Origin of the sequence: Collinsella sp. LCP19S3_A7 (genome assembly GCF_052121995.1) — a bacterium.
Lineage (GTDB): Bacteria > Actinomycetota > Coriobacteriia > Coriobacteriales > Coriobacteriaceae > Collinsella.
Window position 1 is genome coordinate 60,010 of record NZ_JBQKDE010000009.1, and the last position, 26,364, is coordinate 86,373.

Annotated in this window: 14 protein-coding genes; 7 read left to right on the forward strand and 7 right to left on the reverse strand. The window is 57.8% G+C overall.

All coding sequences use genetic code 11. The annotated features are described in order from the left end of the window. Nucleotides 1-138: 138 nt before the first annotated feature. A complete protein-coding gene (gene guaA / locus ACTQV3_RS05690) occupies nucleotides 139-1,119 on the reverse strand; it encodes a glutamine-hydrolyzing GMP synthase (RefSeq protein WP_427794284.1) in 981 nt (326 codons plus the stop codon). 297 nt (nucleotides 1,120-1,416) lie between these two features. On the opposite strand from guaA, the gene ACTQV3_RS05695 reads away from it, so the two are divergent. The 5 genes from ACTQV3_RS05695 to ACTQV3_RS05715 all read left to right on the forward strand — a co-directional run bounded on the left by ACTQV3_RS05695 (nucleotide 1,417) and on the right by ACTQV3_RS05715 (nucleotide 12,869). Then, nucleotides 1,417-2,421: a helix-turn-helix domain-containing protein gene (locus tag ACTQV3_RS05695; RefSeq protein WP_441068624.1), complete on the forward strand. Its 1,005-nt coding sequence runs from the start codon at nucleotides 1,417-1,419 to the stop codon at nucleotides 2,419-2,421. A gap of 155 nt (nucleotides 2,422-2,576) precedes the next feature. Next, nucleotides 2,577-6,935 (forward strand): hypothetical protein, encoded by a 4,359-nt coding sequence (locus tag ACTQV3_RS05700; protein WP_441068626.1) that lies wholly within the window; start codon nucleotides 2,577-2,579, stop codon nucleotides 6,933-6,935. 254 nt (nucleotides 6,936-7,189) lie between these two features. Then, nucleotides 7,190-9,187: a DNA gyrase/topoisomerase IV subunit B gene (locus tag ACTQV3_RS05705; protein ID WP_441068628.1), complete on the forward strand. Its 1,998-nt coding sequence runs from the start codon at nucleotides 7,190-7,192 to the stop codon at nucleotides 9,185-9,187. 45 nt (nucleotides 9,188-9,232) lie between these two features. Beyond that, entirely contained in the window at nucleotides 9,233-11,473 is a 2,241-nt protein-coding gene (locus tag ACTQV3_RS05710; RefSeq protein ID WP_441068630.1) for a DNA gyrase subunit A, read from the forward strand. A 976-nt stretch (nucleotides 11,474-12,449) separates the two neighbouring features. Continuing rightward, entirely contained in the window at nucleotides 12,450-12,869 is a 420-nt protein-coding gene (locus ACTQV3_RS05715; protein WP_441068632.1) for a YjdF family protein, read from the forward strand. Nucleotides 12,870-13,316: 447 nt separating this feature from the next. Here the strand turns inward: ACTQV3_RS05715 and ACTQV3_RS05720 are convergent, their stop codons facing one another. The 3 genes from ACTQV3_RS05720 to ptcA all read right to left on the reverse strand — a co-directional run bounded on the left by ACTQV3_RS05720 (nucleotide 13,317) and on the right by ptcA (nucleotide 17,596). Further along, a complete protein-coding gene (locus tag ACTQV3_RS05720; protein WP_441068634.1) occupies nucleotides 13,317-14,522 on the reverse strand; it encodes an agmatine deiminase family protein in 1,206 nt (401 codons plus the stop codon). 306 nt (nucleotides 14,523-14,828) lie between these two features. Beyond that, entirely contained in the window at nucleotides 14,829-16,259 is a 1,431-nt protein-coding gene (locus tag ACTQV3_RS05725) for an APC family permease (RefSeq protein ID WP_441068636.1), read from the reverse strand. Nucleotides 16,260-16,525: 266 nt separating this feature from the next. Continuing rightward, complete coding sequence (ptcA, locus tag ACTQV3_RS05730; RefSeq protein ID WP_441068638.1) at nucleotides 16,526-17,596, reverse strand: putrescine carbamoyltransferase; 1,071 nt, start codon at nucleotides 17,594-17,596, stop codon at nucleotides 16,526-16,528. 398 nt (nucleotides 17,597-17,994) lie between these two features. Here ptcA and ACTQV3_RS05735 point away from each other — a divergent pair, with 398 nt between their 5' ends. Next, complete coding sequence (locus ACTQV3_RS05735) at nucleotides 17,995-18,138, forward strand: LuxR C-terminal-related transcriptional regulator (RefSeq protein ID WP_441044900.1); 144 nt, start codon at nucleotides 17,995-17,997, stop codon at nucleotides 18,136-18,138. Between the two features lie 1,465 nt (nucleotides 18,139-19,603). Here ACTQV3_RS05735 and ACTQV3_RS05740 read toward each other — a convergent pair. After that, on the reverse strand, nucleotides 19,604-20,404 hold the full coding sequence (locus ACTQV3_RS05740; RefSeq protein WP_123220203.1) for an SDR family NAD(P)-dependent oxidoreductase: 801 nt from the start codon (nucleotides 20,402-20,404) through the stop codon (nucleotides 19,604-19,606). 377 nt (nucleotides 20,405-20,781) lie between these two features. After that, the gene (locus ACTQV3_RS05745; protein ID WP_441068640.1) at nucleotides 20,782-22,107 is read right to left on the reverse strand and encodes an LPXTG cell wall anchor domain-containing protein; all 1,326 of its coding nucleotides are present in this window, start codon (nucleotides 22,105-22,107) and stop codon (nucleotides 20,782-20,784) included. Between the two features lie 337 nt (nucleotides 22,108-22,444). Here ACTQV3_RS05745 and ACTQV3_RS05750 point away from each other — a divergent pair, with 337 nt between their 5' ends. Further along, complete coding sequence (locus ACTQV3_RS05750; protein WP_441068642.1) at nucleotides 22,445-23,653, forward strand: InlB B-repeat-containing protein; 1,209 nt, start codon at nucleotides 22,445-22,447, stop codon at nucleotides 23,651-23,653. 331 nt (nucleotides 23,654-23,984) lie between these two features. Here ACTQV3_RS05750 and tet(W) read toward each other — a convergent pair whose 3' ends face one another. Continuing rightward, the gene (gene tet(W) / locus ACTQV3_RS05755; RefSeq protein ID WP_441042591.1) at nucleotides 23,985-25,904 is read right to left on the reverse strand and encodes a tetracycline resistance ribosomal protection protein Tet(W); all 1,920 of its coding nucleotides are present in this window, start codon (nucleotides 25,902-25,904) and stop codon (nucleotides 23,985-23,987) included. Between the last annotated feature and the right edge of the window lie 460 nt (nucleotides 25,905-26,364).

A 26,364-nucleotide genomic window follows, 5' to 3' on the forward strand; every position in this document is an offset into this window, starting at 1 on the left:
GAGCAACACCAGAGGCGATGACAAGCACGATGGAAAGTGGCAACACCACGACGGCAGCCCTTTTCGAAAAAGAAGGCCCCGCGCAATCGCGCGAGGCCTCCCCATTCATGGAACTATGATCAAAGCAGCCCAAAAAGCTTACTCCCACTCAACGGTGCCGACGGGCTTGGGCGTGAGGTCGTAGCACACACGGCAGATGCCGGGAACCTCGGCTGTGACGCGAGCGGTAATACGCTTGAGCAGTGCCCAGTCGAGCTCAGGCACCTCGGCGGTCATCACGTCGACGGTGTTGATGCAGCGGATGATGCAGGGCCAGTCGTAGGCGCGCTTGCCCTCGCGCACGCCGGTGGCACGGAAGTCGGGCACCACGGCGAAGTACTGCCAGATGGTCAGACCTGCCTTGTCGATCTCCTCGCGCACGATGGCGTCGGCTTCGCGCAGCGCCTCAAGACGGTCGCGGGTGATGGCACCAAGGCAGCGGACGCCCAGGCCGGGACCGGGGAACGGCTGACGCTCGACCATGTTCTCGGGCAGACCGAGCTCGCGGCCCACGACGCGGACCTCGTCCTTGTACAGCAGCTTGACGGGCTCGCAAAGCTCAAACTGCAGGTCCTCGGGCAGGCCACCCACGTTGTGGTGGGCCTTCACGCCATCCTGGGACTCCAGGATGTCGGGGTAGATGGTGCCCTGGGCGAGGAAGCTGACCTCGTCGCCAACCTTGCGGGCCTCCTCCTCGAACACGCGAATGAACTCGGCGCCGATGATTTTGCGCTTGGCCTCGGGCTCCTCGACGTCCACGAGCTTATCCAAGAAGCGATCGGTCGCGTCCACATAGACCAGGTTGGCGTCCATCTGGTTCTTGAAGACGTCGACGACTTGCTCGCTCTCGCCCTTACGCATCAGGCCGTGGTTCACGTGCACGCAGATAAGCTGCTTGCCGATGGCCTTGATGAGTAGGGCCGCGACAACCGAACTGTCGACACCACCGGAAAGGGCCAGCAGGACCTTCTTGTCGCCGATCTGCTCGCGGATTGCAGCGACCTGCTCATCGATGAACACCTGGGCAAGTTCGGAAGTGGTGATACGCACCATGTCGTCGGGACGCTTGTTGGAATCCATGCAAAGCTCCTTTTCGGTTCGATGGGAATGCGTCACACGTATGCAGACGCACCGTCATATGACCTCATTATATGCAGAACAAGATGTGTTTCCCATCGCTGCGACAAAGCTTTTTGCAGGGGTGGCAATTTTTCCTATTGTCGAGCTCAGCTAGGCTTCGGTAGCCACCTTGGCAGCATCGCCAATAGACTCTTCCTTTATACGTTCTGCGTAATCGTATGCCATACCCGCAAATTCCAGTCCCGAGTAACAGGAGTACAATTGCTGCTATTGTTGCCAGCTGTTGGGAGATGGAAGATGGACTGCGATGGCTACCCTTGCGTTCCCATGCCGTTGATGTGCACCGCCTTTGTGCCGGGGCAGATTGACGCTGCGGTTGCAGGCATTTCCGACCCCGATTCGCGCGCCATTGCCACGGCAGAAGCGCTGTACTTTCGCGGACAGGCCACCCTCGCTGCCAAGACGGCGCGCCCCTATCTTGACGCCACCGACCCCGCGCTGCGCTATTCCGCATGCTTTATCTGCGGATACGCCAGTCTGTCGCTCAACCGTATCGCCGATGCCCGCCGGTGCCTTACTGGCATCCTCGATACGCCGGCCGACGAGGAATCGCCTGCCGTCCACGCCATGCATATCCTGTTCGCCTCGGCCGCGAGCGTCCTGCTGCACTTGCCTTCCCCGTATTCCGCCGAAGAGTTTTATCCGCTTGCGGCGCATTTACCCGAAGGCCTGCGCCTGTTCGCCAGCTACGTGATGGCGCACGCCTTGTATCTGCGCGGCGAATACGGCCGCAGCCTGGGCATGGTGGAAAATGCCCTGATCATGAAACAGGGAAGCTATCCCATCTCGGAACTGTTCCTGCACCTGGCGGCTTCCATGGCATGCATGAGCCTCAAGGACATCGACGCCGCAAAGGCACATTTCGGAGCCGCTTGGGACAATGCGCGCCCCGACGGCCTTATCAAGCTCATTGGCGAGCACCACGGCCTTTTACAGGGGCTCATCGAGGCGTGCCTAAAAGCGCAATACCCTGACGATTTCGCACGCATCATCGAGATTACGTATCGATTCAGCTACGGCTGGCGGCGTATCCACAACCCCGATTCGGGCGAGGACGTGGCCGACGATTTAACGACCACGGAGTTCACCATGGCCATGCTCGCCTGCCGCGGATGGACCAACGCCGAAATCGCACGCCACATGGAAGTATCGCCGGGCACTGTTAAAAACCGCCTATCAGGAGTGTATGCCAAGCTTGGTATCGGAACTCGCGCCGAGCTGGTCGCGCATATGTTGCGTTAGCGACCGGGCTGCCAAGCGCATCGAACGCGTTCCGGAACCCGGCGCTTCGCTCGATCAATTTGGACATTTTGACCCTTGAACGGCACTACCGCCACGGGGCACCTTCTCGCAAAATAGGATTATTTCCTCCGTTATTTGCGGGATGGGAGCCCAAAATGCTTGATCGTCGTTCGCTACTTATCGCCGGAGCATCCTCGCTGGCAGGCATCATGCTGCCTCGCGTGCCGAGCAGCGCAAACGCCTTCATACTGCCATTCGCCCCCACCGAGGCCTATGCCGACGAAGAAGACCCCTTCAAGGTGCTCGTTCTCTCGCGCACCATGTTTGGTGTGGTCGTGGTCGACGTCGCCAACAAGAATATGCCCATCAAGGGAGCCCAGGTCACGCTCGCGTCGCGTTATGCCGCGGGCAAGCAGATCTCCGCCACTACCGACGACGAGGGCACGGCCATCTTTGAGGTCGCGCCGCTTTCGGAAGGCTACGTGGACCAGGCAACGCTTCTCGACGCGTACGACTTTAACGGTGGCATCTCCATCAGCATGGCGGGCTACCGTGATGTCGAGATCCCCCTCACGCGCATCCAGGGCGGCACCGCCATTACCGCGCCCACACGTCCGCTTTCCGACGGTGAGCCGTACTTTCGCCAGCTTACGTTCGACGAGTGGGACATCCAGTACGCCGACGCCACGTTCATGGCACTGCCGAAGGACGACGCCGGAAACGACCAACCCGACACGCACGCCTTTACCGTGCAGGCACATCTGCCACAGGGTGGACAGGCAACGCTGTGCATCAACAAGGTAATGCCCGCCACGAGCAGCTCATCCGAAACCGTCACGCAAATTGGCCAAGTCAAGGCCAGTGCATCGGGTTCGGATAATCTGGCAACGTTCACACTCGAAGACACGTTCCTCGATGCAGCTTCGGGCCTTCTGGAGGAAGGATGCAAGCTGCGCTTTGTCCTCGACTATCAGGGCAAGACCTATACACTCTCCTCCCCCATGGCCGTTGTCACCGCGCCGGCCGCAAAGGCAGAATCGGGCTCGACCACTATCGTCCCCACCACCATGGACCAAGAGATTACTCCGTTTGATTTCCCGGCGGCGTTTCCCGGCATCGGCGGCAATAAGTTCACGTGCTGGATGCCCTCGTTCCCCATTTTGTTCGATTTCTCTTTTGCCGGATACGTGCTGTTTGGCGGAGGATACAAACCGGTCGGCTACATGAACGATTCGGGCAATCCGGATCCGGAGTACTGGAAGAAGTCACCGCGCGAGTCGGGCGCCAAGCAGGCAAACCGCTACCTCGACGAGATGGAGGGGAAGTGGAATCAGTACAAAAGTATGAGTGCCGGTTCGGGCACCGATCCAAGGAACACTAAGCTGCTTCGTCACCACTGCACGCCGCGTTTTACGATGGATATCGCCACACAGCTGTACGGATCGCTCGCCTACGACTGGGTGGGCAAAACCTGGGGTGACAACAACGACCCCGCATTTGGCAATATTAAGGCCCTCTTCCAGGTAAGAACCGACCTCAATTGGACCGAGCAGTTTACCCTAGGACCGGTGCCGTTTTTCCTAAACGTCAACCCCTGGGTGCTGGCGAAGCTGGCGCTCGCCGTGGGTGCCCACACGCACGGCAGCGGCGCGGCGTTTTTTAAAAACATTTCGCTCGACTATTCAAACACCTCGGGCTCGTTCACCATCCAGATCGGGCTTGCCGTCACCTTTGGCGCCGGCGTTGCAGGCGTCGCTTCGTCTGCCGTGCGCGGCGCCGCATCCCTCACGCTGTTCATTGGGTACGAGAAGGCAGATGGACACCAGCTTCCGCGACTGCGCGTAGGTGCAGACGTCGATGTCGATGTGATACTCCAGTTCGTAATGTTCAAGTGGACCACCAAGGCTTGGTCGGGGTCGTGGCCCACACTCCTCGATTCGTGGAATATGTCGGTGAACAATGGCAACCAGTATGTGCTCCAGCGCTCTGAACTCGCATTGGGTGGAGATACGCCTTACACGTTGGATGCCCGCTTCGGCACGGCCGGCAACGCCGAGGCAGGCGGCGTGCCGCAATTTATCGCATCGGCCACCATCGTCACCAACGCCGAGCTGCTCGCACGCGCCGAGGTTAAGGCCACTGCCGTAAACGTCGCGCCTGTCGTGCGCGATTGGGATCAAGCGGTCACGCGCATTGAGCTCGAGGCGGATGCAGAAAGCGACGACACGGGACAGATCGAGCATTTCGTCCATACACTGATAGAAAACGCCGCGCCGATGTATGAGTACACCTATATCGGGCAGGCGAAGGACGCCGCTGCGGACCCCAACGCCAATTCTGCTGGTGTATCGGAGGACGAGCGTGGCGGCATAAAACCCTCGAGCGACAACGTGCTGTTTACTGGCGTGCTCAGCGAAGCTCACATGAAGCTGGCAATGATTGCCGGCGTAGAATGTCTGTTCCGTATCGCCTCGGTGCGCTACGGCGACAATGGCCGCTCGCGCCTGGTGGTGCACACAAAGGCAAACGGCACGTGGTCCGCTCCCACTCCCGTGGACTTTCCCCTTGGGTTTGGCGAGGGCGACGTGGAGCGCGACGGCATATTCGATTACGACTTCGACGTGGTGGAATATACGGACGGAAGAGGAAACCAGGACGCCTACGTGCTGCTGATCTCGGGCGAGCGCCCCGCAGGTGACAACACCCTTTTCGATACGGCAAGCACAGCCGGCATACTGTCCGTCGTGCGCCTGCGCATAAATAATAGCGAAGTTCGCGTGATGTCGTATACGTCGTGGCGCAGCATCTCGCGCGGCCGCCTTCAGGAGGATGGCTACCATTGTCTGCAGTGCCCGCGTATCACGGTGGGCAAGACGCTCGTCGACGGGCGCCTGTCGGGTGCCTACCTCCACCGCCGCGGAACCACCGCAGAAAAGGCGCTCGGCAGCGAGGCCGAGGTTGCGCTGGAATGCTTTACCTTGTGGTCGGATGATTTGGGCGACAGTCTCACGTTCCGTCAGGTCCTCCGCTTTCCGCAAGCACCGTCGAGTATCGAGCTGGGCGAGCCCGAGAATATCAACGGCAAAATGGTGGTGTCCGTTGCGTACGAGACCGCAGACGGTTGCGGCTGCGCATCGTACGCCGTGATCGGCCAGTCCATTGCGTGCTGGGACGTTATGTCACCAGACGCCACGGTACCTCATGCGGTGCCATGGCCACAACATTCGGGCTTTTTGGCAACCGTCAACGAGCAACTGCAGCATATTACTTGGACGCGAGGCGCATCGGCATTTGCAACGCAGCCCGTGGGTGCCGCAGGCTGTGGCCCGGCATCGTTTAGCGTAAGCAACAACGGCAGGTGCGTGCTCTATGTAGAGAACACCGATGGCAAGGTGGGACAAACCTACGACGAAGAAGGCAACCCGGTAGCAGTGATGGGCAAGCACTTCCGCATCTTCGCCAGCACCTTGGCAGGCGATCTGTTCACGGAGCCGTTCGTGATGTGCGAGCTGCACCATCCCGTCGACCAGATAACGACATTTTTGACGTCGGGAGGCATGCTCTCCGCACTCGCCACGCACATTGTGAGCGCGGAGAAGAGCGAGGCAGAGCTGCACGGCATCGAAGTGCCCTTGGTGGCGTGTGCCACTCCGACGGGCGCGGTCGCTACCTCGGGCGCGGTGGTACCCGGAGCAGCAGGCGAATCCTTCATGGTCACGGTGCGAAACGACGGCAACACCTTGCTGACCGCCGGCACGATCGATCTGTACCGAGAGGGCTCCAGCCAGCCGTTCTCCAGCGCATCCATCAGATTCGGACTGAACGCACGCATGGTTTCGATCTACGATCCAGAGCTTGCCGAGGATGCTTCGGCCAAAGACATGGCACACGTGAAGTACGCGCTCGAGACGCTGGGCGCACGTTTTGCAACGCACCCGCTGGTAGCCGACAACGGCAACGCCGTGCTGGCACCGGGTTGCACGGCACAGTTCCGCATGAGCTTCGCCATCCCCGAGAGCTGGAACGACGAAGTGGGCAAACGCGTAACGCTGTATGCGAAGGCGCATAATCTGGTGGCGCTCGATCCCGTAACGCTCGAGGAAATTCGACCGGGTGCAAACTCGGCGCTGGGTGCCGTACTGCACGAGCTTCATGTGCCCGACGCGGCATGCGAACGCTCAGAAGTTCAGGTCGGCGTATGCGACAGCGCGGATACGACGGGGCTTCACGATGCACCGATGACGGCGGACGACGGTGGCGGCTCGAGTGGCGGCGGTACTGACAAGGGCGGCGGCTCCGGCGGAAGCAGCTCCAGCAGCGGCAAGGACCACAACAATAGCAAGCGCCCCGGAAAAGCGGGCGCGCTTGCGGGCACGGGCGATACATGCGCTCCCCTTACGGCAGCCGCTGCAGCACTCGCCGCGGCAGGCGCCGGCCTCGTCGCCTACAGCGCCCGCCGCACGGCGCTCGAAGCCGATACCGCCAATGGGGTCAATTCGGATAGGCCCCGCTAGCTCCTAGTTACTTTTGTGAGAGACGCCGACTCGGCTCATTCGTCATCGCTATGCGGACATTACAACTTCGGTTCGCAATTCAAACTTACTCGCACAATACCGACTCGGTTTTGTGCGAGTAAACGAAACCTCATCGAACTCCGAACGATTGTTCGATGGATTTCGTGTTGGTTGGAATCGCCCAAGGGCTGGGCTATGCTACCTTGACTATCTATATGACTAAAACGCGGCAAAGGAGCATCGAGAGAGCGAGCATGGCAAAAAACACCGCAAACTATGGTAACGACAGTATTCGTCAGCTCAAGGACGAGGAGCGCGTACGCCTGCGCCCTGCCGTCATCTTTGGCTCGGACGGGCTCGACGGCTGCGCGCATGCCGCCTTCGAGATCCTGTCCAACGCCGTTGACGAGGCGCGCCAGGGCTACGGCAAGCTCATCACCCTTACCGCCTTTCGCGATGGCTCCATTCAGGTAGAGGACAACGGCCGCGGCTGCCCGCTTGACTGGAACCCCTCCGAGAAGCGCTTTAACTGGGAACTCGTCTTTTGCGAGCTTTACGCCGGCGGTAAGTACAACAACAACCAGGGCGGCGACTACGACTTCTCGCTCGGCACCAACGGCCTGGGCTCGTGCGCAACCCAGTACGCCTCCGAATACATGGACGTCACGGTTTGGCGCGACGGCAACAAGTACTCCCTGCACTTTAAGAAGGGCAAGGTCGTCGGCGCCAAAAAGAAGGCACTCGAGATTGAGCCCAGCGACGAGGACCGCACCGGCACCACCATCAAGTGGCGCCCCGATCTTGAGGTCTTTACCTCCATCAGCATCCCCCACGATTGGTATCGCGAGACCATGCGCCGCCAGGCCGTGGTCAACGCCAACGTGACCTTCCGGCTGCGCATCGAGGGCGACGACGGCGAGTTTTCCGAAGAGGACTTCTGCTACCCCAAGGGCATCGAGGACTACGTGCTCGAGAAGGTCGGTACCGACTACCTTACCGAGCCCTTCTTTATCGAGGCCGACCGTCGCGGTCGCGATCGCGAGGATCTGCCCGATTACAACGTAAAAATCACTGCTTGCATGTGCTTCTCGCGCACTTTCACGATGCAGGAGTACTACCACAACTCCTCCTGGCTCGAGAACGGCGGCTCACCCGAAAAGGCGGCCCGTAGCGCCCTCACCAGCGCCATCGATGCCTACATCAAGCAACAGGGCAAGTACAACAAAAACGAGAGCGGCATTAAGTGGCAGGACGTCCAGGACTGTCTGGTGCTGGTGACCAACTGCTTCTCCACCCAAACGTCCTACGAAAACCAGACCAAGAAGGCCATCAACAACCGCTTTATCCAGCAGGCCATGACGGCATTCTTTAAGGAGCGCCTCTCGACCTACTTGATCGAGAACAAAGATGCCGCCAACAAGATCATGGAGCAGGTGCTCATCAACAAGCGCTCGCGCGAGAATGCCGAGAAAACGCGCCAGAGCATCAAGACCAACCTGCAGCAGAAGACCGACATGGCCAACCGCGTGCAGAAGTTCATCGACTGCCGTTCCAAGGACAAGAGCCGCCGCGAGATCTACATCGTAGAGGGCGACTCGGCAGCAGGCGCCATTCGCACCTCGCGCGATGCCGAGTTCCAGGGCGTTATGCCCGTCCGCGGCAAGATCCTCAACTGCCTAAAGGAGGACTATCCGCGCATCTTTAAGTCCGACATCATCATGGACCTCATGCGCGTGCTGGGCTGTGGTGTGGAGATCAAGGACAAGCGCATCAAGAACCTGGGCGCCTTTGACCTGGACAACCTCAACTGGAACAAGGTCATCATCTGTACGGACGCCGACGTCGACGGTTATCACATCCGTACGCTCGTGCTCACCATGCTCTATCGCCTGGTGCCCACGCTTATCGACGAAGGCTACGTGTATATCGCCGAGTCGCCGCTCTACGAGATCAACTGCAAAGAAAAGACCTACTTTGCCTACACCGAGCTCGAAAAGAACGGCATTCTTAAGGAGATCGGCGACCAGAAGTGCTCCATCAACCGCTCCAAGGGTCTTGGTGAGAACGACCCGGACATGATGTGGCTCACCACCATGAACCCCGAGACGCGTCGTCTGATCAAGGTGGAGTCCGAAGACGTCACCAAGATGGAGACCATGTTCAACCTTCTGCTGGGCAGCGACGAAGCGGGCCGCAAGCGCCATATCTCGGAGCACGGCAAGGAATACCTGGACCAGCTGGACCTGCAGTAGCAGCAAATCGATAACGACGGCCCATAAGAAGTTCAAGAGGAAATCGTGGCAAAGAAGAAGACGAAGAACCAGCCAAAGAAAAAGCAGGTCAACGCCGAGAACGTCATCGGCCTGCACTCCGAGGTCACCAATCAACCGATCACGCAGACGCTCGAGGTCAACTACATGCCCTACGCCATGAGCGTCAACGTCTCGCGTGCGTTCCCCGAGATCGACGGTTTTAAGCCCTCGCACCGCAAGCTGCTCTACACCATGTACAAGATGGGCTTGCTCAAAGGTGAGCGCCAGAAGAGCGCTAACATCGTGGGCCAAACCATGAAGCTCAACCCGCACGGCGACGCCGCGATCTACGAGACGATGGTGCGCCTGGCCACCGGCAACGAGGCGCTACTCGCCCCCTTCGTGGAGTCGAAGGGCAACTTTGGCAAGTACTATTCGGGCGACCTGAGCTACGCTGCCTCGCGTTACACCGAGGCCAAGCTCGCCCCCATCAGTGCCGAGATCTTCAAGGACATCGACAAGGACCCGGTCGACTTTGTCGACAGCTACGACGGCGCCATGAAGGAGCCGCGTCTGTTGCCCACCACATTCCCCAACATCCTCGTCTCCGCCAACAAGGGCATCGGCGTCGCCATGGCGTCTGACATCTGCGGCTTCAACCTCAACGAGGTCTGCACCGCCACCATGCACTACCTGCAGGATCCTAACTGCGATCTGCTCGAGTACATGCCCATGCCCGACTTCTCGACCGGCGGTGAGATTATCTACCGCCGCGAGGAGATGGAAAAGATTATCGAGACCGGCCTTGGCAGCTTCCAGATCCGCTCCCGCTGGCGCTGGATTCCCGAAGAGCGCATTATCGAGGTCTACGAGATCCCCTACACCACCAAGACCGATGTCATCATCGATCGCATCGTCAAGCTCTCCAAAGAGGGCAAGGTCAAGGAGATCGCTGACATCCGTGACGAGACCGACCTCTCGGGCCTGCGTATCGCCATCGATCTTAAGCGCGGTGTCGACCCCGACAAGCTCATGGCCAAGCTTTATCGCTCGACTACGCTGCAAGATTCGTTCTCATGCAACTTTAACGTGTTGGTCGATGGTTACCCCCGCGTTATGGGCGTACGCCAGATCCTGCACGAGTGGGTCAAGTGGCGTATTGAGTCCACGCGTCGCCGCATTAACTTTGACTTGGGCAAAAAGTCCGAGCGCCTACACCTGCTGCACGGTCTTGAGGCGATTCTGCTCGACATCGACAAGGCCATCGCCATCATCCGTGGCACCAAGCTCGAGGCTGAGGTCGTGCCCAACCTTATGAAGGGTTTCGACATCGACGAGACCCAGGCCGAGTTTGTTGCCGAGCTTAAGCTCCGCAACATCAACGAGGAGTACATCCTCAACCGCACCAAGGACATCGCTAAGCTCGAGGGTGAGATTGCCGAGCTTGAGGAAATCCTCTCCAGCGAGGAGAACATCAAGAAGGTCATCAGCGACGAGCTGGCCGCGGTCAACAAGAAGTACGTGATGCCGCGCCGCACGGGCAGGATTGAGCCCCATGAGGTTATCGAGGTAAGCCTGGAGCCCGAGGTCGAGGAATATCCGGTTACCATCATGCTCTCGCGCGAGGGCTATCTCAAAAAGATGACCGACCGCGTGCTCAAGAAGGCGGCCACGCTCAAGTACAAGGACGGCGACAAACCCTTTATCGAGTTCCCGTCCTCCAACACCCACGAGTTGCTGGTCTTTACCAACAAGAGCCAGGTGTACAAGTGCAAGGTCGCAGCGTTTGAGGACACCAAGTCGGCCCAGCTGGGCTCGTACTTGCCCACCGACCTCGAGATGGAACCCGACGAGAGCGTCATCTGGGTCATCGACCCCGAGGACTACAAGGCCGACGTGCTGTTTGTCTTTGAGAACGGTCGTGTGGTGCGCGTCGCACTTGCCGGATACGTTACCAAGACCAACCGCAAGCGCCTCAAGAACGCCATCTACGGCGGCAGCAAACTGCTGTATGCACAGGTGCTCAAGGAAGACCGCGACATCGCGCTGGTCTCGAGCGACTACCGCCTGATGAACTTCAACACGTCGCTGCTCAAGACCAAGACGACCACCAACACGCAGGGCGTCCAGGCCTTTACCGCCAAGAAGGGTCGCTCGGTCACCACCGTCGGCACGACCGAGGAAATCCTTGGCGCCGGCGTCTCGGCCGAGAGGTTCACCGCGCAGAGTCTCCCCTCTGCCGGTGCCCTCATGAAGGAAAACGACATGCCGAGTTTGTTTGACTAGGACGACGGCAGAGCCGCCATAAACTCTCAAAACAGTGGGGCCCGGAGCGCAGTAAATGCCGCGCTCCGGGCCCCATGCATTACAGCAGTATCATCCCTATAGACAAAATGTCGCATAAAGTGGAACAGACATAAGCCCATCATTCATTCCAAAGGGCACGGCGGACAGCCTTTAGAGGTTCGATATCGACGAAAACGCCCGCTTTGAAACTCAAGTGCCTTTTCGTGTGCGAGCCGCCAGCTGCAATAGGAAGCGAATCAACGCAGGCGCCTTTCAAGCAGTTTGCAAAACTGCAGGTCGCAGGCCTTCATTGCTAGTAGGGGGAATGAGTAGTCTCAGGTGGCTTGCCCATGAGTTAGCGAGCAGGTTGGGGCTTCGTTGTTGGCGCAATCACTTCGTGCGCACTCGAAAGGTCTGTTTAACAAAAGACTAATCGGATGCGACTGGCCGCCCATACGGCGACGACGTTTCCCGTGCGAGCACAAACGGCCCTGCGTGCCCTATCGAGCGATATCCCCGTATGACGCTCAGAGCTCCTGCTCGCCGAGCAGTCACCTCGCGAGATCCAGCACGAGAACGCCCTCCCGGGTATAAGGCCCGCGCCTCGTGCGGGCGATGAGGACCTTCGTGAATGCATCCCTGATGGACAGAAGCGACGAGAGCCCCTTCTCGAGCGTCGACTCAGAGCTAACGACGTCTCTTGCTTAAACTCTCCTTCGCGGTTTCGAAACTCAAGGTCTTTTAAAGTTTCGAAACCGAGAAGACGATATGCGCAAGGGCGCGTCGGGTGGTAAGCCCCAACCATGTCATGTCGCCAGCGATGAAGGGCGCGTCTGCGCGTGCTACAATCCAACTACCAGAGATAAAAACACAGTCCCCGTCGGGTAGTCGTGGGCGTGCGGGGGTCCGCATCAGTAACCTGCCTCCTTGGTTGTCCCTTCTCTGCATGGTCATCTACATAAAGGAGGAACCAACCATGCAGATCAGTGTGTCGTCCACCCTGACCGTATATCACGACGGCCAATTCTGGGTCGGGCTGGCGGAGCATGTCGAGGACGGCAGATACGGCGTCGCCCGCATCGTCTTCGGCGCGGAGCCGTCCGATGAGGAGATCCTGCGATTCGTTGTCGGCAAATGGGAGAAGCTCTCGTTCTTCGGCGACAAGGCCACTGAGACAAGCAAGCCCACGAAGAACCCCAAGCGGCGCGCTCGCGAGGCAGCGAAAGCCCTTAAACGGCCCGCGGTGAGCACCAAGGCACAACAGGCGCTCGCGGCACAGCGGGAAGCGATGAAGCGGGAGTCGGCTCAAGCAAGAAGCCAGCGTCGCGCGGATGAGGCGGAGGCGCGCTTCGAGCAGCGGAAGTTGAAGCGTAAGCAGAAACATCGTGGGCATTGACCGGTGCCGACATGGGTCCAGGTGTGAACAGGGCTACGTCCCCTGTTCACACATACAGCAGCGGGCACGGATTCGATTGAAACCGTGCCCGCTGTCTGATGCTAAATTAATTTATCAAGCATGTGTTCTATTCCAGCGCAGTAATTAAATACGCTGGTACATGGATACTCCGATCAAGACGGCCGCGCTCGCAACCGGGAACTTTCGGCAATTGGATACGCGTCTGACCTGGGATATCCAAGCGAACAATAGGCCTAACCCGCGATAGGTCCCAGGCCAGGCGGGTATCCAATCGAAGGGGAGGGGCGCTCCGGTGTGGAGGCAGCGGAGCGCCCGGGGAAAGCCCGGCCGGCCAGCCAGGCGGCCCCGTTCGCCTGGCCGGCCGGGCCTCCGGGGTGCGGCGGACTCCCGTGAAAGAGGGGCGCCGCGCCCCGGCAAGCCAGGCTATTAGGCGGACGGCTCCTGCTGCGTGATGCAGTGGATGTTGCCGCCGCCGTAGACGACCTGGTCGGACTGGACGCCGACGCACTTGTAGACGCCCTCGCCCCAGACCTCGTCGTAGATCTCCTGGAGCGTGTCGACGGCCAGCCGGTCGTTCTCGTCGCCGTACTGCGGGACGATGACGCCGTGGTTGGTCACGAGGTAGTTCATGTAGGAGGCGATCAGCGGCTCGTCGGGGACGCGCGGCTCGGCGTTCTCGTCGGCGTCGATGGTGTCGCAGGAGGCCTGGTCCATGTACAGCGGCTTCACGGGCATGCAGAGCTTGTAGACCTTCAGCTTGCGGCCCTTGGCGTCAACCGCGCTGGAGAGGGTCTCGTAGGCGGCGTGGCACTGCTCGTAGAACGGGTACTCGGGGTCGTCGGTCCAGATGCAGACCATGACGCCCGGGGCGATGAAGGTGGCGACGTCGTCGATGTGGCCGTTGGTCTCCTCGGGGTCGATGCCCTCCTTGACCCAGATGACCTCCTCGACGCCGAGGTAGTCCTTGAGGTGCTCGGTCATGTACCCGCGAAGCTCCTCGCTCCAGGGCTCGAACTTCTTGCGGTACTTGGGCCAGAGGGACTCGGGGTCCTCCTCCTCCTCGAGCACCGCGGAGCAGGTGCGGCCGGGGGACAGGAGGCACTGGTCGGTGACGACGAGGGTGCCCTCGCCGTCGACGGTGATGGAGCCGCCCTCGAGGATCATGTCGTCGGGACGGTAGCGGCGGCAGCCGGAGAGCTCGGCCATCTTGAGGGCGATCTGCTCGTCCTTGTCCCACGGGAAGTAGAGGCCGTCGATGAGGCCGCCGTAGCCGTTGAAGTGCCAGTGGTTGGCGCGCTTCTCGCCCTTGCCGTTGATGACGTAGGTGGCGCCGGTGTCGCGGAACCAGGCGTCGTCGGTGGTCATCTCGACGACGGTGACGTTCTCGTCGTTCTCGAAGACGGCCTTGCAGTTGGCGTAGTCGACCTGGTTGGCGCACATGTAGACCGGGGTGAACTCGGAGATGGCGCGGGCGATGGCGGCATACTGCCTCTGGGCGGGCTTGGCGCCGTGGGCCCAGGTGTCGGTGCGGTGGGGCCAGCCCATCCACACGCGGTCCTGGGGGGCGAACTCGGCGGGCATGAAGAAGCCGTCGGCCCTCGGGGTGGACTCGGACTCGGTGATCGTACGCATAAGATTTCCTCCAAACCGAACGATCGTCTGCCGCGGGCGGGCTGCCCGCGGCCTAGGACCAAGAGATGGCGGGCGCCCGTCCCCCGGCAGGGGTCGGGGCGCCCGGCGCCGGTTTTCACGGGGTCGCACCGGCGGGCGACGACGTAGCCAGGTGCGCGGAGACGGGACGCACGAGGGATACGGGAGAGGGGTCGGGGCGGTCGGCGGCTGCCGGAGCTATCGCCCGCACCCGCCCCGGGGGATGGTTGGCGGACCCGTCGCCCGGGCACGCCCCCGGAGAGGCCGGGGTGCCCGGGGCCGGGTGCCCTAGTTCTCCTCGGCCTCCTCGGCGAGGCGCTGGGCGGCCAGCTCGGGGGTGAGGCCCTTGTACTCGGTCTCGCGGCCCTTGGCGCTGACGACGCGGACGACCTCGCCGATGAGCACGAGCACGATGAAGATGACGATCATCGGGACCTTCTCGCCGACCTCGGCGGCGGAGAACGGCACCAGCGTCGCGACGATGGCCAGGATCAGCTCGATGCAGGGGATGGCCAGCATGACCTTCATCATCGCGCCCTTGAACGGGAACGTGAAGATGCGCTCGCGGTTGGGGTCGTTCTTGCGGAGGTTGAGGAACGCCGGGAACATCGGGATGTAGGTGAGCAGCAGGAAGACGACGGAGGTGCCGAAGAGCATCCAGAAGACGCCGTTGGAGATGGCGTCGACGGGAACGAGCTGCAGGCAGAGGACCAGGGAGGCGACGACGGCGTTGACCAGGTTGGCGCCGTTGGGCATGTCGTCCTCGGAGACCATCGAGGCGAAGACCTTGGGCATGTTGCCGTGCTCGGCGGCGTAGCGGGCGACGGAGTTGACGCCGAAGGACCAGGCGGCCATGTTGGCGAACAGGGTGATCAGGAAGGCGATGCAGATGACCTTGAAGAGCACGGAATCGCCCACCATGGTCTGGACTGCGACGATCATGCCGTAGTCGGGGTCGATGGAGTCGGCCGGGATGGCGGCGCCGATGCCGAAGCCAGCGAACAGGTAGATGACGGCAATAGCCACGCCACCGACGACGATAGCCTTGGGGATATCGCGAGCGGGATCGGCCATGTCATCGGTCATGGTGCAGATAACCTCGAAGCCCATGAAGTTGAAGATGATGATGGACAGGTAGCCCAGGGCGTTGGTGTTGGTGAGCTCGGGCAGGAAGGTGGCGGCGGACATGTCGCTCGCGAAACCGTTCTCCATGGCATACCAGATGCCCAGGGCGCCGACGATGACGGCAACGGCGACCTTGATCAGGGCGCCACCGTTGAGGACCCACTCGGAGTCGGCCGCCTTGGAGCGGCCCATGAGGTAGACGATCCACACGAAGGCGAGCTCGATGCCCATCTTGGCGATCAGGTTGAACTCGACGCCAAAGACCATGCCCAGGATGTCGGGGAACATGGTCGCCAGCGAGGCGATCCACAGCGGGTAGTTGACCCAGTAGTAGTACGAAATGCGGGCGCCCCACTTGTCGCCCAGGCCATCGCGTACCCAGTCGTAAATGCCGCCCTCGCCGTCATAGGTGGTGCCGAGCTCGGCGACGACCATGCCGTAAGGGAGCAGGAAGGTCAGAATCAGGAAGATCCACCAGAAGAACTGCTGGTTGCCAATGGCAGCAGCGGGAGCGGCGGCCTCGCAAACGAAGACGACGCAGATGATGGTCGAAATGACCGTCAGGAAGGAAAGCTTTTTCTTTCCGTCACTCATATTTAATCCTTTGCTCAGTCGTTTTCAGACAGGGCGCCAGTGCTTACGCGCAGTGGCGCAGATGATGGGCGGCAAGAGACAAGCATCTGCTGCCGCCCATCAGAAAGCATCGTACAGGCCATACCACACGTCGGTGTAGATGAAGTCGGCGCCCTTGATGCACTCGGTTGTCGTCGGAGTCTTTGCAGTTCTCCTCTCCGATGGCCATGAGGTCGCCCATCTCCTGCGAAGGCGGGCGAGCCGTAGCTCGCCCGACCTGGTACATCTTACAGACCGTGCTTACCGAAAGCGGCCATGCGCTCATTGATGGTGGCGCGGTATGCCGCAGCCTTCTGCTCGTCGGGCTCGCTCTGGGGGCACAGAGTGGCCAGGATGGCGCGAATGGAGTGCTTGCGGTTCTCGGCCTCGACCCAGCACAGGGAGCGCTCGGGATCGTCCATGACCTCGTCGACGACTTCCTCGCCACGGTTGGCGGGCAGGCAGTGCATGAACATGCTGTTCGGACCGGCAACGTTCATCATATCCCAGGTCACCTGGTACTTCGGATAGAACACATCCATGTAGCTGGAGCTGGAGACTTCACTGTCGTAGAGGCCGTACCACACATCGGTGTACACGAAGTCGGCGCCCTCGATGCAGGAAATGTCGTCGGAAATGGTGATGGTGCCGCCGGAGACCTTGCAGTTCTCCTCGCCGATAGCCATGAGATGCTTGCCGAACTCGGCGCGCTCCTCATCGGTGCCTATATGCAGGCAGCCGTCGGGAATCTGATGCCCCTTCGGTCCGAACTGCACGAAGTCCATGCCCATCTTCGTGCAGATGAACATGAGCGACGCGCAGGTCTGGGTGGCATCGCCGATCCAGGCAAACTTGCAGTCCTCGATCTTCTTACCGGCGGGCAAGTTCTCGATCATGGTCATGAGGTCGCCGAGCTCCTGGGTGGGATGGTTGTACTCGCTCATGCCGTTGATGACGGGGGCCGCGGAGTACTTCGCCAAGCTCACTACATCCTTATGACGATCGACGCGGGCCATGAGGATGTCGACGAGGCTTCCCATAACGCGGCCGGAGTCCTCGATGGACTCATGGCCACCCAGCTGGATGGAGCCGGGGCCGAAGAATTGGGCGTGACCGCCGAGGTCGCTCATGGCCGTCTCGAAGGAGATGCGGGTACGGGTGGACACCTGCTGGAAGATCATGCCGAGGGTCTTGTCCTTCAGCAGGTGCGGGTACTCGCCGCCCTCCTTGATGAGCCCCTTCATGGCGATGGCCAGATCTACCATGCCGAGCAGCTCTTCTTTTGTGAAGTCGTTGGTGTCGATGTAATCTTTGACCATTGAAATCTCCTTCAAAATTCGTTGGCCGGACCGCCCCTTGCGGACCGCGCTCCCATGAAGCGCCCCGAAATGAGCGAGACGCTCCCTTGCGCCACACAGCATGGGGCGCACCCGTAGTTTTGAGAAGAAATAACCAGGATAATTTTCAGATTACATTAGCTCACCGCACACCTTACCCTGGCTAATCCTAGCTAATTCTAGCTAATCCTAGCTAGTCCTAACGCCTAGACGGATTGATATTGAACTGGTTTCTTCGCCCTGTGCGCCGCTGTCAACACCTTGCGCCTCCGTTCTAAGGAACCGACGCGCCCGACGCCCAAGAATACGTAGACGAGCTGCTCCTCGCCCTCTGCGAGCACTGTCACCTGACCGCGCGCGAGCGCGTCATCTTGAAAGAGGTGCTGCAGGGCAAGGACAACCAGAACATCGCCAGTTCGCCGCAACTGGCCCTGGGCACCGTGCAGGCCCATGTGCACAACATTCTGAAGAAAACCGGCACCACCACCCGCCAAGAACTCACCCAGCTGTTCTGGAAGGGATGAAGAACGGCCGAAGACGGCTGATCCCGTAGGGGGCGGCCGCAGCCGGTGTGAGGGAGATTGGATGCAGACTTATCGGAGTCGCCCCCGACGATGGTCAGCTTGGCATCGTCGATGTTCACGGTGAACTGGTCGGTCACATCGTTGCCGTCGGAATCGATGACGACAGCTTGGCCGGAAACCTTGACAGGGTACTCGCCTGCATCGGTGCCCGTTGCAGAAGCCTCAACGCCGGAAACGTAGAAGGTCTGACCATTGATCTGGAACTCCAGGGTCTCGAAACCGGATACGGACTTCTCGGTGCCGTCGTAGGTCACGGACTTGGAATTGGGAGTGAGGGTGATCTGGTACTTCTCGCTACGGTCGGCAACGGTCAGGGTTCCGTACGTCTTGTTGATCTGATAGTTGTCCAGATTGGTTCCCTCGTTGGGGATGCATTCGAATGCATTCTCGGAGGAGCCGACGATCTTCTGCGAGCCGGTGAAAGAATAGGTGGCACCTTGGCCATCGACCCAACCAGTGCCCCAGGCAGCCTCCCCAACGGTGACCTTGTGATTGGTCAGGGGCTCGCCGTCGTACTCCTTCGAACCACTCGCGGAGGTCAGGGTGACCGGACGCTTTTCGACCGTCAATTTACCTTCGTTCTTCACGATGTTGTAGTATTCGGCAATAGACGGGTCGAGCGTTACACGAATCGCATTTTTCGATGTGCCACAATCGGTCTGAGAACCTGCAAACTCTATTTCCATATGGTGAATAATAACCGAGTCTTTGTTGGCTATGCGTCGTTTGAATGCAATTACCCCTCTAATAAAACAATATTTGTTACTTTTCAGCACCATCAAACCAGATTCTGCCTCCTTCGAATTAGGCACCCACCCCATCAAGACCACGAAGCATCCCCGCCCTCAGCCTCGGCCTGCTAATCATGTGCCTGTTCACCTGGGAGAAAGCATGCCAAAGGCAGCGCTGGACCATGGTTTGCGGCCACACCTCCGCAACCGCGCGATGAGGACGACGAGGTCCCTGGCGAGGTATATGCCGTCGACGAAGACGACCCTGTGGACCTCGTCAACGCACTCGGGCATGGGCCAGACCTCCCGGAACTCGGCCGTCCTGCGCCTGAAGGCCCGCCTGCGGGAACGATAGGCAACCGGACACACATTCTGTCCGAGCGGTTAAAAGCGGGCACGGAATTCAAACGGCTGAAAAAGGGGCATCGACCTGCGCCGATGCCCCCAACGTGGACACACATTTTGTCCTATAAGCCAAAAAACATGGCCACCCGCAAAGAGTGGCCATGTAGATTCTATCTGCAAGAAATCTTTTGCGTGCGTGGTGTGCTTTCGCGCATTCAGTCATGCGCGCCTTCGCGCTTTCACACTCTAGCACGTTCATGCGTTCATGCGTTCATGCTTTCCGCATTCTCGCGTTCGCGCTTTCGTACTGGTCTATTCGCCTGTACGAATTACCACGTGCGGGAATTCATCTGGCGGAACTGAGCAACGGTTGGAGCGTGCGAATTCATGCCGCCGTCAACGTTGATGATCTGTCCCGTGGTGTAGGTGCTTTCATCGGAGCCAAAATATACGGCTGCATGAGCAATGTCTTCTGGGCAACCGTAGCGGTTAACCATGATGCTACCCAAGAAGATATCTTTGAGCATCTGAGGAACCTTCGCCTCGTTTTCTGGCGTAACAATCAAGCCTGGACGGATGCAATTGCAGCGGATGTTGTCTTTGCCGTATTGCAAGGCAACGTATTGCGTGAAGATGTCTACGCCCGCCTTGGCGCATGCATAAGCGGTAGAACCTAAGTCGCCTGCACATGATGCCATAGAGCCAATGTTTACGATTGCGCCGCCACCAATTTCTTTCATGTAGGGGATAGCGCACTTCGTTGCATAGAAGGTGCCGCGCAGGTCGCTTTCCAAAATAGCGTCCCACATTTCAAGGGTGAGCTCGTCAACACGACCGTCCTTGAGGGCAACGTTTGCTGCATTGTTTACCAAAATATCGAGCTTGCCGTATTGCTCTACAGTGTCTGCAATAAGCGCTTCGATGCTTGCTGGTTCGGTAATGTCGAAATAGTGGAAGCTTGCCTTGCCGCCTGCTTCAACAATTTGATCAACTACAACTTGGCCTTTTTCGGCACGACGACCACTAATAACAACCGTTGCGCCCTCGGCTGCGTATACCTTTGCGATACCGATGCCAATACCGCTGGTGGAGCCCGTTACGATAGCAACTTTGCCTTCGAGTCTACCCATTGTGTTCCCTTTCTCGTTCAAATAATCGATAAGGTATTTTTATTCCTTTTTCGCGTGTTTGTGAATATTTGCATAGAAAAAGCGGATGGCAGGCGTGTGGATTTCGGCAGGAAGGGAAGGGGCCGGCCGAGTTGCGTGCACTGCCGTATTCTTTTCTGCAGGAAAATATGTTGAGCTGCTCGTTTTTCTGTTTGAATAGTAGACAGATTTAGCATGGTCAGAGGCTGCTGGCAAACAATTTACTCCCTCAACAAAACGCTTGCTCTCTGACATGCCATGCTCGGCGCACAAAGTTGGCACCTTCCCAGACGGGAAGGTGCCTTTTCTGATTATCTTAGCGCTTCATTTCAATGGAGCTGCACCAATGGTATCCGTGCTTATTTATAGTTGTTGCGCTTTCTGAACGTGAAGAGCGCCCCAGCACCGGCAGCGATCGCAACGCCGCAGATGCCCATTGCATAGAGGGCGGCGCTATCGCCGGTGTGAGGGAGATTGGATGCAGACTTATCGGAGTCGCCCCCGACGATGGTCAGCTTGGCATCGTCGATGTTCACGGTGAACTGGTCGGTCACATCGTTGCCGTCGGAATCGATGACGACAGCTTGGCCGGAAACCTTGACAGGGTACTCGCCCGCATCGGTGCCCGTTGCAGAAGCCTCAACGCCGGAAACGTAGAAGGTCTGACCATTGATCTGGAACTCCAGGGTCTCGAAACCGGATACGGACTTCTCGGTGCCGTCGTAGGTCACGGACTTGGAATTGGGAGTGAGGGTGATCTGGTACTTCTCGCTACGGTCGGTAACGGTCAGGGTTCCGTACGTCTTGTTGATCTGATAGTTGTCCAGATTGGTTCCCTCGTTGGGGATGCATTCGAATGCATTCTCGGAGGAGCCGACGATCTTCTGCGAGCCGGTGAAAGAATAGGTGGCACCTTGGCCATCGACCCAACCAGTGCCCCCGACGATAACATCGTCGTTGGTCAGCGGCTCGCCGTCGTACTCCTTGGAACCACTCGCGGAGGTCAGGGTGACCGGACGCTGTGCGACATTCAATGGGGCATAACTAATGGTAATAGCGTAGTGTTCCTTGAAGTATTCCTCACTATCCGAAGGAAACTCTACGTCAAACGTATTATCCGATTCGCCAGCATTCGTCTGAGAACCGGTCATCGTGTATTTAACTCTGTCTCTGTCAGCAGAAATCCAACCCTCCCCATCTTCATTAATTCCTGTGACAGTAAGAGGGGTGCCGTCATAGATCTTTTCGCCATACGAGGAAGACAAACGTACGGTACGCTTTCTAATCTTGATTCGAATTGTCTCTTCATCCAAATCACCTCCCGAAACCTTCAAAATCACGCTGCCGATTTCAGTTCCCGTCACAGTAACGCGAGATGGATCATCCGTTTCCGTCACAGTGATAGCTCCAGTTTCGCCGTCCTTTTCCCAGCTCCAATCATAACTTGACCTTTCTGTCAAGTTTTGATAGCTCGTTATTTCATACCAAAAAATCGGGTCTGTTTTGCCTTTTATTCCCTTAAGCTCGGAGTCGCCTCCCGTATCAGCGAAAGCTGCGACGGGCAGAAAAGATGCTGCCAGCACTGCCGCCAGCATCACCCTCGCAAATCTTTTCGCAAGCGATTGGGAGAGAACTGCAGTTTCGACCTCTCCCCATTTGGAGAATTTGGAATCCATGAAGCTCATGTCTGCTCCAATCGCATCAAATTGAACCAACGTAAAACGCAACACGACGTACAGTGTGTTGCTGCGTTTTTTCGATTTGGTAAAGAATAACCGAGTCTTTGTTGGCTATGCGTCGTTTGAATGTAATTACCTCTCTAATAAATCATATTTGTTACTTTTCTGCACCATCAAACCAGATTCTGCCTCCTTCGAATTAGGCACCCACCCCATCAAGACCACGAAGCATCCCCGTCCAGAGCAAGCCCGAGCCGAGCAAGGGACATGCCCGAAAATAATTCTCTGTTAACATGAAATGCAATGTTGCAATAGGGAACGCACGCTTGAATTGGAGGATACGATGAAGATACAGGTTAAAGAGACCTTGGCCAGGCGCCGGACGGTTTTCGTCCTCACGCTCGCAGCCATCGTCGGCGTTTGCGCCTTCACCTTCTCCGGCACCCAGAATTACGCCTGGGCTGAAGGCGAAGGACCCATTGCCACTTGGAATAGAGACCTAACGCCGGGAGATGTCGTTCCAGCAACAGGTGGAAAGAACCTTCCGCTTGAAATAAAAGTAGCTAGCTCGGGCGATCACCTGGAGGCCCATATCACGAATAACGGCGGAGATATAATTCCCCCATCTGTCCTTGAGTTGACAACGAATGATGGACAAACATTAATCGCCAAATTTACAGACCCTATTCCTAATGGCGGCCAAACCGGAGCATCTTCCATTGAAGGCTCGGATGCCAATACCCGATTCACTAAAGCAGAGCTTTATGAAACCGTCACCGTGACCTTCAATATGAACAGCCACGGAACCCAGATCGACCCCATTAAGGTCAAGAAGGGGACGTCCGTCACCCTGCCCGAGCCCACCGATACCGACTATGACTTCGGCGGCTGGTTCACCGATGAGAGCCTCACCACCTCGTTCAACGGCACCGCCGCTACGAACATGACCGTCTACGCCAAATGGACCGAAAAGGAAAAGGTCACCGTTTCCTTCGAATCCGAATTCGGGACCGCACCTGAAGCCGTGACCGTGAACAAGGGCCAAGTCGTCGAACTCCCTGACCTCGGCACTGACGGCGACTACACATTCGTTGGCTGGATTCCTAAGGGCTCCGAAGGCACCGATCCCCTTAAAGGCGAATACACCGCTAAAGAAAACATCACTTTCACGGCTGTCTGGGAAACTCCCACCATCGAAATGGTCGATGTCACCTTCGACATGAACGGCCACGGCGACAGTGTGACCAAGCAGACCGAGAAGGGCAAGCCCATCACCCTTATCTATGATCCCACCGCTGAAGGCTACACCTTCAAGGGCTGGACCTACGACAAGGAAGGCAAGCAGGCCTTCGACCCCAAGAAGAACGCAGACCAGGACACTACCCTGTACGCCCAGTGGGAGAAGAATGCCGACTCCGCTCCCACCAACTCAACAATCCCTCGGACCGGTGACAACCAGATGGCACTCCTGGCATCCCTCTGCTTCAGTGCAGCAGCCCTGATCGCAGTCGGCATCGCGTTAACCGCGTATCGCAAATGCAAGCACGCATAAAGCATACGTGACGTTACCGTTCTAATTCTCGATCTAAACAGAGGGGAGTCCCGCGGGACTCCCCTTCCCATTCGCGTACCTAATTACGCTGTTCCTACTAAAATTGGGAATTCTATTCCCAGTTTTCTCCTATTCCCACTCGTTGTTGGGCATCATATTTAACGGATTTTGCTTCATAAATTTGATACCTCATTTTTTTGATTATTTGATGTGTCCATATTATCCAGCCCTATACGATGGGCTGTTATCAAATTGTTATCGGTGGTGATAACGGGGGGTAGCAGGGTTGTTGTTTTCTCTGGTGGTTTACAACTACACTTGCTGTGGCGTATCAAGGAATCTTACTGAACATATGGCGCACCTTGTCCAGGCGGCTGTTTGGACGGCGGGGCTGGATGACTGGCTTGCCGACAGCGGCCTGATACCCTTTCAGTTCTGTAAGGCATACGCTCTGCCCGTTGGTGTAAAAGGCCAGATCAGTACGGTATGCCTGTATACAGCGGGCGGGAATCTCGCCAGTAAAGACAACTTCATCCTTTTTTACCTGGACCGTTTCGATGGTGGCACAGTATTTCGGTGCATCATGATAAGCCCTGGAAAGATATTCCCGGGGCGCATAGAGGGTGAAGGAGAGATAAGGTTCCAGCAGTTGCGTCCCTGATTCCTTCAATGCCTGTTCCAATACAATCGGGGCCAATGAGCGGAAGTCCGCCGGCGTGCTGACCGGACTGTAATAAAGCCCGTATTCAAAGCAAATCTTACAGTCCGTTACGTTCCAGCCGAACAAGCCCTGCTCCAGCCCGTAACGGATACCATCCCTGACAGCGTTTTGAAAACTCTGGTTCAAGTATCCCAGCGAAACCCGGCTCTCGTATTGTACACCGGAGCCAAGCGGGAGTGGTGTAACAGACAGTCCGATGGATGCCCAAAACGGGTTGGGCGGCACCTCGATATGGATGGTGTGGCTGGCTGCTTTGAGCGGCCGCTCCATATAAATGACGGTGGGTTCCTTTACCACTGTTTCAAGCTTGTATTTTTCCGACAGCAAAGCGGAAACAACCTCCAACTGCACCCGGCCCAAAAAAGAAAGAATGATCTCATGGGTGATGGAATCCACCTCGCAGCGCAAAAGCGGGTCAGTATCCGCAAGTTGCGTAAGAGCGTCCAGCAGCCGTTCTCTTTGCGCTGCCGTTTTCGGCGCAATCGACGTCCGCAGCATGGGGAGGGGGTCCTCACGCCACCTTTTACGAGGGAGCCGGGTTGGGTCCCCCAATACGTCGTTTAATCCCACGCTGTCGCTGGGAAGGATGACAATTTCGCCCTTATGGGCGGTGTCTGTCCGAACAATCTCCCCTTTGGATGGAATACGCATCTCTGTGATTTTCAGCTTTTCTCTCCCGGCCAGGGCCACCGTATCCCGCAGGCGCAGCGTTCCGCTATATAGCCGCAGATAGATGAGCCGCTGGTCACAATCTGTATACTCCACCTTGAAAACGCTGCCGCATAGGGCGGCGCTCCCCTGTTCCCCAATCGGTTGGAACAGCCCTGTCACCGCATCCATCAACGGTTGAATGCCAAGGCCCTTTTTGGCGCTGCCATGATAGACCGGGAACAGGGAGGCGTCTTGAACCCGCCGCTGTTCCTCCCGCGCAAGTTCTTCCCGGCTGATTGGTTCTCCTGCGATATACTTTTCCAATAATTCATCGTTATTTTCAATGACCGCATCCCATGCTTCTATGTCGGTATTTTCCTCCAGGACTATTTCCGGGGACAGCGACACCGTCTGCTTGATGATAATATCGGCGGAGAGCTTATCCCGAACAGACTGATACACGCCTTGCAAATCAACGCCAGTTTGGTCAATCTTATTGATAAAGATAACGGTGGGAATGTCCATTTTCCGCAGGGCATGGAACAGAATACGGGTCTGGGCCTGCACGCCATCTTTAGCGGAGATCACCAAGATGGCCCCATCTAAAACAGCCAAAGAGCGGTACACCTCCGCCAAAAAATCCATGTGGCCGGGCGTATCCACAATGTTGACTTTACATCTGTGCCACTGGAAGGAAGTGACTGCCGCTTGAATGGTAATCCCACGCTGCCGCTCCAAAAGCATGGTGTCCGTCCTCGTTGTCCCTTTTTCGACGCTCCCCGGTTCTGAAATGGCTCCGCTGGCATATAGCAGGCTCTCCGTCAAGGTTGTCTTTCCAGCGTCTACATGGGCAAGAATCCCGATATTGATAATGTTCATGTCTATCCTCCATACAAGGCCCAAATGGGCGCAAAAATCCCCAGCGGCTAATACTTTTACCGCTGGGGATCATGACTTCGGACAAACAGAAGTATGACGGCTTACATGAGCCGCTGTCCGTCACGATATTTACTAAAAAGGCAAAAGTATTCTTAAATTGGGTACAAAAACTAAGCCCCTGCAAGGGGCAATCATTTTTGCGCCCATTATCAAATTTTATTTAAGAATACCTTGCCGCATATTTGGTAGACTCCTTTGGTAGACTCCTCAAATCAGGATAATAGCAGTATATCATAGTACGCTCTAAAAAACAAGAAATTATTTTACCCGATTCCCCAAATAACCTTGACCTTGAGTATCAACTTTATCCGAACACCTCCCACATTCATCCGTACATGTGCGGATGAATGTGGGAACCCGATACCCTGAGGGCCGGATCGGCCGGCCCCGGGAGATCGGA

Excerpts from the sequence above, each read along its gene's own strand:
- ACTQV3_RS05695 (WP_441068624.1), top strand. The coding sequence starts at position 1,417 with ATGGACTGCGATGGCTACCCTTGCGTTCCCATGCCGTTGATGTGCACC.
- ACTQV3_RS05750 (WP_441068642.1), top strand. The coding sequence starts at position 22,445 with ATGAAGATACAGGTTAAAGAGACCTTGGCCAGGCGCCGGACGGTTTTC.
- ACTQV3_RS05720 (WP_441068634.1), bottom strand. The coding sequence starts at position 14,522 with ATGCGTACGATCACCGAGTCCGAGTCCACCCCGAGGGCCGACGGCTTC.
- ACTQV3_RS05725 (WP_441068636.1), bottom strand. The coding sequence starts at position 16,259 with ATGAGTGACGGAAAGAAAAAGCTTTCCTTCCTGACGGTCATTTCGACC.
- ACTQV3_RS05740 (WP_123220203.1), bottom strand. The coding sequence starts at position 20,404 with ATGGGTAGACTCGAAGGCAAAGTTGCTATCGTAACGGGCTCCACCAGC.
- ACTQV3_RS05745 (WP_441068640.1), bottom strand. The coding sequence starts at position 22,107 with ATGAGCTTCATGGATTCCAAATTCTCCAAATGGGGAGAGGTCGAAACT.
- ACTQV3_RS05705 (WP_441068628.1), top strand. The coding sequence starts at position 7,190 with ATGGCAAAAAACACCGCAAACTATGGTAACGACAGTATTCGTCAGCTC.
- ACTQV3_RS05700 (WP_441068626.1), top strand. The coding sequence starts at position 2,577 with ATGCTTGATCGTCGTTCGCTACTTATCGCCGGAGCATCCTCGCTGGCA.
- ACTQV3_RS05715 (WP_441068632.1), top strand. The coding sequence starts at position 12,450 with ATGCAGATCAGTGTGTCGTCCACCCTGACCGTATATCACGACGGCCAA.
- ptcA (WP_441068638.1), bottom strand. The coding sequence starts at position 17,596 with ATGGTCAAAGATTACATCGACACCAACGACTTCACAAAAGAAGAGCTG.
- guaA (WP_427794284.1), bottom strand. The coding sequence starts at position 1,119 with ATGGATTCCAACAAGCGTCCCGACGACATGGTGCGTATCACCACTTCC.